The organism is Streptomyces buecherae, assembly GCF_014295035.1.
GTDB lineage: Bacteria > Actinomycetota > Actinomycetes > Streptomycetales > Streptomycetaceae > Streptomyces > Streptomyces youssoufiensis.
Genome location: NZ_CP060404.1, coordinates 4,965,299 through 4,978,263 on the forward strand (window position 1 = coordinate 4,965,299; position 12,965 = coordinate 4,978,263).

Here is a 12,965-nt window from a genome sequence, read left to right on the forward strand (position 1 = left end):
AGTGGCCGGGTCGCAACGTATCTCTGTGCTACGCGTCTTGCTCTCGGCCCATGCACGTCGAGATCAGCGCGAGTGTCTCGGTGTCCGACATCCCGATCCGCCGAGCGGCAGCCACCAACTGCCGTGCTTGTTCCACGACTGCGGCGCGGTCCTGTGGAGCATGGGCGACCACGACCGCTCCACGACCGCGCCGCAACTCGATGAGCCCCTCAGCCTGGAGCGCCTGGTAGCCCCGCAACACGGTGTGGATGCTGATTCCCAATGCCCCGGCCAGGTCCCGTGCGGCCGGCAGCCGGTCGCCGACACGCAGTGAGCCGGCCAGCATGGAGCGCCGAACGGCCGCGGCGACCTGTTCGGACAGCGGTTGCGTGGAGGTGGTGTCGATCTCCACAAGCATGGCGTCAACGCCTTCCTGGAAACTCCGTGATCAGACGCGCGGCGGTCTCGGCGTCGTCCACCGTCACGACGAACTCGCGTCCGCTGTTCAGCTCCAACCACAAGGCGTCACCCGGCCGCAAGGACACAGTGTGCCGGCCAGGCATCACGCGATAGCCGAAGCCACCCAGATCGGCCAGTCGGGCGTAGCCGGAGCGCGCCGCCACGATCTGGTCCGTACGGAAACGCCGGATCGGCAGCCGGGCAGCCGAGACGGTGACACCACGGGCGTCGACGGTAACCCTGGTGCTGCCGAACAGTACGAGAAGCAAGCCCACGAGGAGCGCGGGAAACAGCCACCAGCTCACCGGCGTGAGGAAGGCGAGGCCGATGCTTGCGGCGATCACGAGCCCGCCGGCCGGCGCACACCAGGCCGGGCCCGCGTGTCGGCTCCAGGCCACCCTCCGAGGGGCCGGCGGCGTCACCGGCGGTCCGCCTTCCATGCCAGGGCCGCTCCGAGGGCCGCACCGGCCAGACAGATGGCGATGGCGATCGGCCCGTGGACGGACATGGGGAAGTCGAGGTCACGCGGGTCGGACAGGCCGGCGTGGGCAGCGAAGGAGGCGGTGAGGAAATAGCCCTCACCCAGCCCAGCGCCCCACCCGCAGGCGGCGACGAGTCGGTACTGCCCCGCCGTCTGTCGACGGCGGATCAGCAAGTACCCGAACAGGGCCGCCTCGGCCAGGTACGTGGCGATGGTGATGGCCACCAGCTTGAGGGGCGACATGAAGCCGTCAGGTCCGGAGGAGCCCACGTGTGAGACCACCTCATCGGGAAGCCTGCCGCGAACAGCAACGTAGACAGCGAGTTGCGCCACGGCTGCGGCGATCCACGGGCTGGCACCCAAGGTGATCCGACCACGGTCAGAAAACCCGGTACGCACCCTTTCGACCCGAGAGATCACGAAACTCTCCCATCACTCAAGCGCTTGTTACAGTACTAATATAACAAAGCGTTGGCGGTTACCTCCCGGCGTCATCCGTGAACCGGTGCCCGCCGCACACCGGATCGAGGAGGGTTGTGACAGGTGGCGGTCAGTGGGGCTCGGCCTGGCCATCCAACGGTGAACGGGCCCGCAGGCGTGGGCGGTTCGTGCTCGATGAGGCGGCGAGTGGGGATGGCGCGGCCTGACGGGGGAGGGGCACGATGGTTGTGCGCGCCCGCTCGCCGCCGGCTCCAATTGATCAGAGTTACGTGCCGAACTGGTCACGGAACCTGCCTGGCCGCAGCACGACGACTTCGACTCACGATGGAGGACGCCATGGGCAAGCATGGAGGCAAGCCGGACACCGCCGAGAGCGACGGCCACAAGCCCGACAAACCCATCCCGCCGGCCGCGCCCCCACCACCCCAGCCCAAGAAATGAGCACGCCGGCCTTGGTCGGAGAACTCGACGCCGCCGGGGTGCTGACGGCCGAGTGGCGGGAGGCCGTCACGACCGTGGATCGGCGCCGCTTCCTGCCCGACCTGATCTGGACTCGTGAGGGTGACGGGTGGGTCCCGTGCTCCCGTGCGGATGATCCGGAGCGGTGGGAGGCCCTGGCCCACTCCGATACCGCCCTGGTGACACAGATGACGGACGCCCCGGGTGCGGAACGGGTGCCGACCAGTTCCGCGAGCATGCCCCGCGTCGTGGCCACCATGCTGCGGGAACTGGCCCCCGAAGAGACCAGCCGGGTGCTGGAGATCGGCACCGGCACCGGCTACAACGCCGCGCTGCTGGCGCACCGCCTGGGAAGCCAGCGGGTGACCACGGTGGACATCGACCCGGATCTCACGCGGCGGGCCCGCACAGCACTCGCCGCGCAGGGGCTCCACCCGTCAGTGATCACCGCCGACGGGGAAGGTGGGTGGCCACCGGACGCCCCGTACGACCGGATCATCGCCACCTGCGCGGTCCACCAGGTGCCCTACGCGTGGGTCGAGCAGGCCGCCCCGGGCGCGGTGATCGTGACCCCGTGGGGAACCGCCCTACGCAACGGCGTACTGCTGCGCCTCACCGTTCGCTCGGTGTCGGGCGAGTTGGTCGCGTGTGGCCCGGTCGTGGACGACAGCGCGTTCATGTGGATGCGGGCACAGGCCCCGGCGCACCGGGACGTCATGGCCACCGTGCACGCCCACAGCGGCGGCGAGATGATCTCGAAGACACGGTTGGACCCGCGCGACGCGTTCGGTGACGACGACGCACTTCACGCCGTCAGCGTCATGGTGGCCTGCCGCAGCACCGTGGGGTACGACCCGCAGGACCCTGAGGAATGGACGCTCTGGCTGGCGGACGCGGCCACCGGGTCGTGGGCCAGCGTGGACGTCGCCCCCGGCGCGGACGCGAACGAGGTGACGCAGCGCGGACCCCGGCGCCTGTGGGCCGAGGTGGAGCACGCGTACCAGTGGTGGTCGGCCGCCGGCCGGCCGGCGCGGACTCGCTACGGGCTTACCGTCGCCCGCACGGGCCAGCACGTCTGGCTCGACCACCCCGACCAACCGGTGCCGCGCGCTCCACGGAGCCCGGCGTCCGCGATGCGCGGCGGTGAGTCACAGGTTCCCTGACACCAGGACACGACAGGACAACCCGCCCCCGAAGGCGTCGGGCGGGCCGTTGCGTTGGCGCGGCGCAGGGGGCGGGGGCCTGTTGAGCGACCGAGGCCCGCCCCCTCACACCCGCCCTACGCGCTTCTGTCGCCCTTCTCAGCCCTGTCTCAGAGAGTTCTCATAAACGCCCAGCACAGTCGTAGCCATGACCGAGAACCTCCGCCGCGACGGCGACATCGCAGGCCCCGCCCCCGTAGCAGGCTCCGCTTCCTCCGCCGCGTCGGCGGACGGTTCGGGATACCCGTACGCGACAGCCGGTGCGGGCGGCGCGACGCCGCCCCCGCCGCCCGCGCACGCTCCCGGGCCGCCGGTGGCGCCCGCGGCGCCCGTGCCGCCGGCCGCCCCGGCGTACGAGCCGGCCGGTGCGGTGACCACCGCGTCCGGCGTGCGGATATGGCCGGGTGGCGGGCACGCGGGCGGGGGCGGCAACGGGGCCGCCGCGCCCGGTCCGTACGCCACGTTCGGCGCGGACACTCCGCACGGCGGGGCGCACGGGGCCGGGTCGGGGAGGTCGCGTGGGCGGCGGACCGGGGTGTTGCTCGCGGCGGTCGCGCTGGTGTCGGCGGTGGTGGCGGGGGCGACCGGCGCGTTCGTCGGGAGCCGGCACGACGGGGACGCGGCCAGTACGTCGGCGGCGCCGGTGGTCAGTGCGGGGGCCAAGGACGGGGCCGTGGGGAGCGTCACCGAGGTGGCGAAGGCGCTCGCGCCCAGCATCGTGGAGATCACGGCGGGTACGAACCAGGGGCAGTCGCTCGGCTCCGGGGTGATCATCTCCGAGGACGGCGAGATCGTCACCAACAACCACGTCGTCGCCGGCTCATCGGACATCACCGTGACCCTGAGCGACGGCACGAAGAAGAAGGCGTCGCTGGTGGGCGCCGACGCGTCCAAGGACCTCGCGCTCATCAAGGTGGCGGACGCCAGCGGGCTGCGCGCCGCCAAGCTCGGCGACTCCAAGGCGGTGAAGGTGGGCGACGAGGTGGTGGCCATCGGTTCGCCCGAGGGGCTGACGGGCACGGTCACCAGCGGCATCGTCTCCGCGCTCGACCGCGAGGTGACGGTGGCCAGCGACGAGGGGCAGCAGCCGGGGCCGCGAGGTGACGGGGGCTGGCCGTTCGAGTTCGAGGGCCGCGAGTACAACGGTGACGTGGGCCAGTCCAAGACCAGCTACCGGGCCATCCAGACCGACGCCTCGCTCAACCACGGCAACTCCGGTGGCGCCCTCATCAACATGAGGGGCGAGGTCATCGGCATCAACTCGGCCATCTCCTCGCCCGCGTCGGCGGGCGGCTCGGGTGGCAGCGTCGGGCTCGGCTTCGCCATCCCGAGCGAGACGGTGAAGCAGGACCTGAACGCGTTGCGCGGCGGCGGCACCAACGTGTGACGCCGCCCGCACCGGTCAGCCGGCGGTAGCCGGAGCTAACCGGCCAGCCGGCGGTAGCCGGAGCGCACCGGCGAGCCGGCGGTGGTCGGAGCGCACCGGCGAGCCGGCGGTGGTCGAAGCGAACCGGCCGAGGCGCACGGCCTCCCCCGCCGGGTGGGCCCCCGTGGGGGGTGGCCCGCCCGGCGCGGCGGGCCGTGCGCTGGCCTGTGCGGGGCCCCGCGACCACGGACGGGACCGGCTTGGACCGGCTGCCCGGCCGGGGCCCCTCGGCCCGACCGCCGGCGCGCTTCGCGCGTCCCTGCGTACGCTCCCCGTGGGGCATCCGTCCCGTTCCGCCCGTAGGTCACCCATGAACCACCCGTAAGCCACCCGCCCGCCCCGCTCGTGGGCGGGCCGCGCGTTCCGCGCCCGTCACCGCGAAGGAAGAGCGTCGATGAGTCCCGCCGAGCACGGTGAGCGTCCCGGCCCCGCCCGCATCCTCGTCGTCGATGACGAGCCCGCCGTACGCGGGGCGCTGCGGCGCAGCCTGGCGTTCGAGGGGTACGAGGTCGTCGAGGCCGTGGACGGGCTCGACGCGTTGGAGAAGGCCGAGGGCAGCGCGCCGGAGTTGATCGTGCTGGACGTGCTGATGCCCCGGATGGACGGGTTGACGGCGGCCAGGCGGCTGCGCGCCGCCCGGGTGACCGTGCCGATCCTCATGCTGACGGCGCGCGACACGGTGGGGGACCGGGTCACGGGTCTGGACGCGGGGGCCGACGACTACCTGGTCAAGCCGTTCGAGCTGGACGAGCTGTTGGCCCGCATCCGGGCCCTGCTGCGGCGCAGCTCGTACGCGGCTGCCGCCGCCGGCGGGGCGGCCGAGCCGGACGCGGGGCAGGTGCTGGAATTCGCCGACCTGCGGATGGACCTGGCGACGCGGGAGGTCAGCCGGGGCGGGCGGCGGGTGGAGCTGACCCGTACCGAGTTCACCCTCCTCGAACTCTTCCTGGCCCACCCGCGCCAGGTGCTCACCCGGGAACAGATCCTCAAGGCGGTCTGGGGCTTCGACTTCGAGCCGTCGTCCAACTCGCTCGACGTGTACGTGATGTACCTGCGGCGCAAGACCGAGGCGGGCGGCGAGCAGCGGTTGGTGCACACCGTGCGCGGCGTCGGCTACGTGCTGCGCGCCGACGACCACGGTCACGGCCAGGGCCAGGTCCACCGGCACGGCCCCGAGCGCGGGGCCGGCGCGTGAGCGTCCCGCCGCCGCCCCCGGCGCACCCCCCGCACCAGCCCACCGGCCCCACCACTTCTTACGCCCCATCCCCGCCGGCCGGCAGCACGGCGGCGCCGCGCGCCGGGGGGCGGCGGTCGTGGCGCACCCGGCTGCCGTTGCGCTCGCGGCTCGCGCTGCTCACCGCGCTGGCGGTGGCCTTCGCGGTCGCGCTGTCCGCCGTCGCCTGCTGGGTGATCACGCGCGAGCAGCTCCGCGACGAGATCGACAACTCGCTGAGCGGCCTTGAGGTCAAGCCCAGCTACCTCCAGGCCACCCTGGAGCGCTGCCCGCAGGGCGAGCCCGAGCCGAGCCGGGACGCCGGGCCGAGCCTGGTGTACGTCCAGACCGTGGGGCCCAACGGCGGCCGGTGCGTGGGCCCGGGCTCCAAGCCGGTGAAGGTCGACAACGAGGACATCCACGTCGCCCGCGGGGTGAACGACGAGGTGCTGCGGGACGGCAGGACCGACCGGGGCGCGCCGGTACGGGTGCTCACCAAGAACTACGCCGTCGGCGACACCGTGTTCGCCGTGTCCATGTCCCGGCCGCTGGCCGAGACCAACAGCGCGCTGAGCACGCTGGCCCTGGTCCTCGCGGTGGTCGCCGGGATCGGCGTGCTCGGCGCGGCGACCGCGGGCCTCGCCGTCGCCCGGGCCGGGCTGCGCCCGGTGGACCGGCTGACCGGGGCCGTCGAGCACATCGCCCGCACCGAGGACCTGGCCACCACCATCCCGGTGGAGGGTCGGGACGAGATCGCCCGGCTCTCGCGCTCGTTCAACTCGATGACCGCCGCCCTCGCCTCGTCCCGCGACCGGCAGCAGCAGCTCATCGCGGACGCCGGGCACGAACTGCGCACCCCGCTCACCTCGCTGCGGATGAACGTCGAACTGCTCGCCCGCAGCGAGGAGACGGGCCGCGCGCTACCGCCCGATGACCGCAGGGAGCTGCTGGCCAGCGTGAAGGCGCAGATGACCGAGTTGGCCTCGCTCATCGGCGACCTCCAGGAACTCAACCGCGCCGACGCCCCGCCCGGCAGCGGCCCGCCCCCGGTCGCCGCCCTGCACGAGGCGGCGGGCGCGGCGGTGGAGCGGGCCCGGCTGCGCGGCAAGGACCTGGAGATCACGGCGCGGCTCGCGCCGTGGTACGTGCCGGCCGAGCCCGCCACGCTGGAGCGGGCCGTGATCAACCTGCTGGACAACGCGGTGAAGTTCAGTCCGCCCGGCGGCACCGTCGACGTGGTGCTGCACGACGGCGTGCTGACCGTGCGGGACCACGGCCCGGGCATCCCGGCCGACGAACTGCCGCACGTCTTCGACCGGTTCTGGCGCTCCCCGTCGGCCCGCAGCATGCCGGGGTCGGGCCTCGGCCTGTCGATCGTGGCCCGTACGGTGCAGCGCGCGGGCGGTGAGGTGTCCCTGCGGCCGGCCGACGGCGGCGGCACGGTGGCCTTCGTCCGCCTGCCCGGCGCCCCGCACCCACCACCGGAGGAGCCCCCGCCCGGGCTACCCGGGGCGGCTGGGCCGGGTGGAACGAACGGGCCGGCTGGGACGACTAGGCCGGCTGGGACGACTGGGCCGGCCGGGCCTGGTGCGGGTTGACCGGTGCGGGCGGACCTGGCCCGGTCGGGGCCGGGTGGGGCGGGCCCGGTGCGGTCGGGGCCGGCCGGGGGGCCCGGCCGCAGACGGGCGGCGGGGCTCCGGCCGTCAGCGGGTGGCGGGTTGCGCGTCCGGCCGCGCGGGCGCGGCGGCCACCAGGAGCGCGGCGAGCGCGAGGGGGGCGGCCACCTGGTACCCGAGCCAGACCTCGCCCCCGGCCGTGCCGCCCCGCCACGCCACCAGCAGGCCGGCGAGCGTGGCCAGCGCCCAGCCGCCGTCGTAGCCGATCATGAGCCGGATGTAGGTACGGGCCGGGCGCCCGCGCACGTACCGCAGCTCGATCCCGCCGCCGATCAGCAGCGCGACGCCGGTGGTCACCAGCAGCCAGGCAGGCACGCCGAGTGGGGCGTCGAGGCGGGTGGCGCCGATGGCGAAGCCGGCGCCGAGCACCACCTTGAAGACCCCGTCGGCGATGATCCCCGCCCAGTGGCGCTCCGCCGTCGATGTCACAGTTCGAGCCTGCGTCATGAGCGTCCCTCTCCACTGCCTGCGCCAGGTGCCACGTTCGTAATTTCGTTATGAGGATAATGGAGTTATGAGAAAGACGAGAGAGCAGGCCAAGGAAGACAACCGCCGCGCCCTGCTGGACGCCGCCCTCCAGGTCGTCTCCCGCGACGGGTACCGGGCCAGACTCGACGAGATCGCGGAGCTGGCCGGCCTGACGACCGGCGCCGTCTACTCCCTGTTCGGCAGCAAGGGCGGCCTGGTGGCGGCCCTGGTCACCGACTACCTCCAGCCGAGTTACGCGGAGATCGAGCAGGCGGTCCCGGCGGATTTGGACCTGCTGGCGGCGGTCGACGCCTTCGCCCGGTACTACCGGCGCGGCTCCGACGACCCCGCCGCCAGGTCGGAGCTGTCGTTGCAGATCACCCTGCTCGACATGGCCGTGCACGACCGCGAGCTGGGCTCCCGCCTCGCCGAGTCCATCCGGGCCCAGGAAGGCCGACTGGTCGCGCTGTTCACCGGCCGGGCGCACGACGGCGGGGCCGTGACGGAGTGGCAGGCGCAGCGGCTGGTCACCGGGTTGCGGGCGCTGTTCGTCGGGCTCACCCAGGGCGTCATCCTCGGCCTGGCCCCCGGCGCTGACGAGGAGTTCTTCGCCGACTCGGCCCGCGCCCTGGCCTCCCGTACGACCCTGCTCGACGCGGGCGCGGACCCCACCGATTGACGCGGCGCCATCGGCGACCCCGAGCCCCTTCGCCCGCGCTCAGCCTGCCCCGTCGGCCGCCGGTTCGGCTGTGCCCGCCCGCCGCGCGGCCCAGTCGGCCCGGCGCAGCTCGTACTCGACCTCGCCGTGCTCGGTGCCCGGGAGCGGGTCGTCGAAGTGCACGTGGAAGGTGCGGACGTAGCGCAGGCCGGCCTTCTCCATGACGCGTCGCGAGGCCGTGTTGACCGCCATGGTCTCGGCCCACACGCGCTGGACGCCGAGTTCGGCGAACCCCTTGTCGATCAGCGCCCGGGCCCCCTCGGTGGCCAGCCCCCGACCCCAGGCCGACGCGTTGAGCCGGTAGCCGAGTTCCACGTCCGTGACGCTGCCGTCGGCCGGGGGCTGGAGACTCAGCCATCCCAGGAAGGACCCGGTGGCCCGCTCGACGGCGGCCCAGCGGCCGGCCGGGCCGAGGCGGTAGTCGCGCAGGATCTTCGGCAGCACCTCGTTCTCGATCACCGCGCGCGGCGTCGGCTCGCCGGTGAGGAACCGCATTACCCGTGGGTCGCTGTCCAACGCCACCAGGTTCTCCACGTCGGCGGCGGTGAACCGGCGCAGCGTCAGCCGCTCGGTCCGTACGAACACGTCCACGTCGTCCGTCGGCACGGTGTACTCCCCGGGTTGGCGGTCGCCATCGTGCCCGGGGCCGGCGCCGGCCGTCCACGGCATTTCGGCGCCGTGGCGAGGCGGGCCGGGACGGGGTGGGGCCGGTGGGGCGCGCCCGCGCGGCGGCCCCGCCAGCCCCACCAACCCGGCCGGCCGCGGGCTAGCGCTCGCGCGCCGCGCCGAACGGCAGGCCGTTTCCGGTCAGTTGGGCGTGGATGCCGTCCGCGCGGACGACGACGTCGCGTAGCCGCACGTCGCGCGCCTGCTCCGGCAGTTGGAAGGAGAGCGCCAGGCGCTCGGACAGCTCGGGCAGCCGCAGCGCGGTGAGCGCCGTCAGCAGCTTCGGGTCCAGGCCCAGCTTCTCCAGGAGCCACGGGTGGTCCCGTACGACGTCCACCAGGTTGACGCCCATCAGGAGCTGGACGAAGCGGGGCGCGCCGACGAGTTCGGTCAACCGCGCGTCGCTGCGCAGCGCCTGGTCGACGCGGCGCTGCGGGACGCCGATCCGGTCAGCGATCGCGGGCACGGACAGCAGGGCGCGCGCCTTCGCGGCGTCGCGGACGATCCGTTCGGCGGCCTCTCGGTGCAGCCGCAACCCGGCGTCCGGGCCCGGCCGGTAGCTGGCCACCTCGGGGATGTCCAGCAGCATGTTGCTGATCTGCGTGGAGACGCCACGGCCGCCGTCCCGCTGGAGGCGCGCGTCGGCCCGTACGCGCAGCATCTGCCCGGCGACCGGCACCGTGCCGTCCGCGCGCACGGCGTTGTCGTCGAGCTTGCGGTAGCGCACCTGGGAGGCGCCGAGTTCGCGGCCGAGGTCGTCGAAGGAGAGCAGGACGTCGCCGCGCAGGGCTCCGATGAGAGCGCCGTCGATGGCGGCCGGCGAGTCGCCGCTCAGCTCGATGTCCTCGGCCGTCGCGTGCACCCGGGCCAGCGAGACGCGGCCGGCGGGCACGTCGGGCACGGTGACGTCGACCCGGTCGACGCGCTGCCGGGCGACCTGGGTGAGGAACGGGAACCCGTGGATCTCCACCTCGGGCGCGGCGGCCAGGTCGAGGTCCGCGCGCAGCCGCTCGGCCGCCTCGCGCTCGGCGTACAGGACCGCGCAGCGGTCGGCCAGGGTGAGGACGAGCGCGCAGACCACGACGCCGATCAGCAGCTTCGCGGTCAGCGGCACCGCCGCGAAGCGGCCGCGTCCGCGCTTGGCGCGGCGGTGGTTGGGCGGCGACCAGGGTTCGTCGTCGTCCTCGTCGTCGGACCGCAGGCCGAGCTGACCCCCGAGGCCGAGCGGCCCCCCGTCGGCCCACGCGAACGGGCCGGGCTCGGGACCGGGCGCTGGCTCGGCGGCGGGCGCGTGCTCGGGGTCCTCGCGGTGCTCGCCGTGGCCGCGCGGCCCGTACGCGTCGCCTGCGCGGTCCGTCGCGTAGTCGTGCCGGGACTCGTGGCCGGTGGTGCGGTGGGGGTGGGGGTGAGGGTTGCGGTCGTGGCCGCCGGGGTCGGGGTCGGCCGGTGGGTGGGGCTCGCCGGGGCCGGGGCGCCGGCGCCGGCCCCGGCTCTGGTCGCGGTCCGGGTCTGGGTCTGGGTCCGGGGGTGGGTCGGCGAGCGCGGCGAGTGCGGCGTACGGGTTGTACGGGCGGGGCGCCGGCCCGTCCGGTCGGGCCCGCGCCGGGGCGTGCGCCGCGTGGGGGACGGCGTCGGGCTCCCCGGCGTGGGCTCCCGGCGGCGCTGACGCCTCGGTGAACTCCGGACGTGCTGAGGGTGAGGGTATGCGTGTGGGGGGTCGCATCGACGTATCCCACCACAGCGGCCCGCCTCGAACGCAAGTCCTACCGTGGGTACGGCGCGGCGCGGGAGGTCTTCCGGTCGGGGCCGGCGATCCCCCGGCGCCGCAACAGCCCGTCGACGGAGAGCGCGCCGGGGCCGGTGAAGGCCAGCAGCAGGAAGGCCCAGCAGAAGACCGCCGCGTCCTCGCCGCCGTTCTGGATCGGCCACAGCGCGGTGGGCTGGTGGACGTCGAAGTACGCGTAGGCCATCGAGCCCGAGCAGACCAGCGCCGCCGTGCGGGTGCCGAGGCCGAGCATCAGCAGCGCGCCGCCGACGATCTGGATGACCGCGGCCGGCCCGGCGGGCCACACGGTGAGTTCGGTCGTGCCGCCGTTGACCGGCATCTTCGGCAGGTCGAAGAAGCCGGCGCTGCCGTGGCAGAAGAAGAGCAACCCGAAGACGCAGCGCGTGGCGGCGACGGCGTACGGGCCCGCCACCTCCCGTAGCGCGGCGAGCCGGCCCGGGAGGCCAGGGAGGCCGGGGAGGCCGGCCGGGGCTTCGGCGTCTCGCCGCCGTCGCGGGGCGAGGGGGCGGCGCCGGGGCGGCCCGGCGAGGAGAGGGCGGGCGGGGAGGGCATGGCGGCCTCCTGGTGGTCGGGCGGTGTCCGGCCCGACGGCGCCACGGGCGAACGGGCCACGCGGACGTCGGGGCGAACCGGTTGCCCCCAGCGTCGTGGCCGACCCACCCCCGACGCGTCGTCCCCCGGGCGGCTGCCGCCGTGCTGCGAGCGGAGTACGCGCCGACCGGCGAAGCCCCGCGCGGAGTAGCCCAACTCGGCCACCATGCCCCCCACTTGAGGCCCCGAGGTCGAGCGCCGGTGCCGTGTCGCCGGGCCCGCCGCGCCCGTGGCCGGCCGTCGCGGGGGGAGTTACCAGTGGCCGGGACGGGTGAGGCCGGCCGGCAGGGTCGTACGGGCGTCGCCCCGGGCGGCGTTGAGCTGGGCCTGGGTGAGGAAGAGGGCGCCGGTGAGGTCGGCGCCGTGCAGCGCGGTGTCGCGCAGGTCGGCCCCGATCAGGTCGGCACCGCGCAGGTCGGCGCCGGTGAGGTCGGCGGCGATGAGCAGCGCCCCACGCAGGTTGGCGCCCCGCAGCGACGTTCCGGCCAGCCGCGCCCCGACCAGGTCGGCGCCCCGACGGTTCTTTCTGCGGCCGGGAACGGTCTGGTCGCGGACGAGCTGGCTGGCCCGCAGCAGCAGCGGGTTCACGGACTGACGCAGCGCGCCTACGTCCACGGCGGCGAGGGTGTCGGCGTCGGCGCGGGTGAGCCGCCGCGTCTCGTCGGCGGCCCGGCGCAGCTCGCCGTGGAGTGGCCGGGCGGGCGCCATGTCCAGCGCCTGGGTGAGGTACCAGAGCACCTCGTGTACCTGGCGGGCCACCGCGAACACGTCGAACATGTGCCGCGCGGTCTCCGGGGCCCGCCGCCAGTCCCGGCCGCCGAAGGTGACCTGGGAGACCTGCTGCCCGGCGCCGAAGCAGTCGAAGACCGTGCACCCGGAGAAGCCCTGTCCGCGCAGGTCCGCGTGGATGCCGCAGCGGAAGTCGGTGCGCAGGTTCGTACAGGCCCGCCCCGCGGGCTTGTCCACCGGGAAGTCGGCCGACGCGGCGAACGGCAGCGCGACGCAGCACAGCCCGAAACACCGCGAACAGTCGGCCCGCAGCGCGCCGTCACCGCCGGCCGCGCCGGCCTCCGCGCCGTCCACGGTGCGGCCCGTCGTACGGCCTGGCGCGCTGGGCGCGGTGCCGCCCGTCGTACGGCCTGGCGTGCTGTCCGGCGCGTCGGGCGCCGCGTCGGGGCGGCCGGTCGCGGCCGGTCGTCCGGCGTGGTGCGGGGCCGGGGCGTGTCGTCGCTGTGCCAACGTCTGTACTTCCCACGAGGTAGGGGTGGCGCCTGTCGCCCCCCGCGCGTCCGGGGGAGCCCCTATTGTCCCCGTACCGCGCCGGCGTGGCCGCCGGGCCCGTCGTCGCGCCCCGCGAGCGCCCGGCGGTGCGCCCGCACGCGAATCCGCGGGCGAAGCCG

13 protein-coding genes are annotated in these 12,965 nt (G+C 74.6%); 5 read left to right on the plus strand and 8 right to left on the minus strand.

Features of this window, described 5'->3' with window-relative positions:
- Window positions 1-28 precede the first annotated feature (28 nt).
- From H7H31_RS19415 to H7H31_RS19425, 3 genes are all read right to left on the minus strand, one after another.
- Window positions 29-397: a GntR family transcriptional regulator gene (locus H7H31_RS19415; protein WP_187064283.1), complete on the minus strand. Its 369-nt coding sequence runs from the start codon at window positions 395-397 to the stop codon at window positions 29-31.
- A gap of 4 nt (window positions 398-401) precedes the next feature.
- The gene (locus H7H31_RS19420) at window positions 402-782 is read right to left on the minus strand and encodes a hypothetical protein (RefSeq protein WP_187064284.1); all 381 of its coding nucleotides are present in this window, start codon (window positions 780-782) and stop codon (window positions 402-404) included.
- Between the two features lie 74 nt (window positions 783-856).
- Complete coding sequence (locus tag H7H31_RS19425; protein WP_187064285.1) at window positions 857-1,189, minus strand: hypothetical protein; 333 nt, start codon at window positions 1,187-1,189, stop codon at window positions 857-859.
- 608 nt (window positions 1,190-1,797) lie between these two features.
- Between H7H31_RS19425 and H7H31_RS19430 the strand changes: the two genes are divergently transcribed.
- The 4 genes from H7H31_RS19430 to H7H31_RS19445 all read left to right on the plus strand — a co-directional run bounded on the left by H7H31_RS19430 (window position 1,798) and on the right by H7H31_RS19445 (window position 7,258).
- Window positions 1,798-2,982, plus strand: coding sequence for a methyltransferase domain-containing protein (locus tag H7H31_RS19430; protein ID WP_187060057.1), 1,185 nt, complete (start codon window positions 1,798-1,800; stop codon window positions 2,980-2,982).
- Between the two features lie 187 nt (window positions 2,983-3,169).
- Window positions 3,170-4,408, plus strand: coding sequence for a S1C family serine protease (locus H7H31_RS19435; RefSeq protein ID WP_187060058.1), 1,239 nt, complete (start codon window positions 3,170-3,172; stop codon window positions 4,406-4,408).
- Window positions 4,409-4,841: 433 nt separating this feature from the next.
- A complete protein-coding gene (locus H7H31_RS19440; protein WP_187060059.1) occupies window positions 4,842-5,642 on the plus strand; it encodes a response regulator transcription factor in 801 nt (266 codons plus the stop codon).
- A gap of 131 nt (window positions 5,643-5,773) precedes the next feature.
- Window positions 5,774-7,258, plus strand: coding sequence for a sensor histidine kinase (locus H7H31_RS19445; protein ID WP_187060333.1), 1,485 nt, complete (start codon window positions 5,774-5,776; stop codon window positions 7,256-7,258).
- 105 nt (window positions 7,259-7,363) lie between these two features.
- Here H7H31_RS19445 and H7H31_RS19450 read toward each other — a convergent pair whose 3' ends face one another.
- On the minus strand, window positions 7,364-7,783 hold the full coding sequence (locus H7H31_RS19450) for a hypothetical protein (protein WP_187060327.1): 420 nt from the start codon (window positions 7,781-7,783) through the stop codon (window positions 7,364-7,366).
- Between the two features lie 67 nt (window positions 7,784-7,850).
- On the opposite strand from H7H31_RS19450, the gene H7H31_RS19455 reads away from it, so the two are divergent.
- Window positions 7,851-8,483 carry a TetR/AcrR family transcriptional regulator gene (locus H7H31_RS19455; RefSeq protein WP_187060328.1) on the plus strand — a complete coding sequence of 211 codons (633 nt, stop codon included), beginning with the start codon at window positions 7,851-7,853 and terminating at the stop codon, window positions 8,481-8,483.
- Between the two features lie 39 nt (window positions 8,484-8,522).
- Here the strand turns inward: H7H31_RS19455 and H7H31_RS19460 are convergent, their stop codons facing one another.
- The 4 genes from H7H31_RS19460 to H7H31_RS19475 all read right to left on the minus strand — a co-directional run bounded on the left by H7H31_RS19460 (window position 8,523) and on the right by H7H31_RS19475 (window position 12,648).
- Window positions 8,523-9,128, minus strand: a complete 606-nt coding sequence (locus H7H31_RS19460; protein ID WP_372456067.1) for a GNAT family N-acetyltransferase — start codon at window positions 9,126-9,128, stop codon at window positions 8,523-8,525.
- A 160-nt stretch (window positions 9,129-9,288) separates the two neighbouring features.
- On the minus strand, window positions 9,289-10,911 hold the full coding sequence (locus tag H7H31_RS19465; RefSeq protein WP_187117983.1) for an LmeA family phospholipid-binding protein: 1,623 nt from the start codon (window positions 10,909-10,911) through the stop codon (window positions 9,289-9,291).
- 40 nt (window positions 10,912-10,951) lie between these two features.
- Window positions 10,952-11,386, minus strand: a complete 435-nt coding sequence (locus tag H7H31_RS19470) for a DoxX family protein (RefSeq protein ID WP_187059519.1) — start codon at window positions 11,384-11,386, stop codon at window positions 10,952-10,954.
- 431 nt (window positions 11,387-11,817) lie between these two features.
- Complete coding sequence (locus H7H31_RS19475; protein ID WP_232110329.1) at window positions 11,818-12,648, minus strand: pentapeptide repeat-containing protein; 831 nt, start codon at window positions 12,646-12,648, stop codon at window positions 11,818-11,820.
- Between the last annotated feature and the right edge of the window lie 317 nt (window positions 12,649-12,965).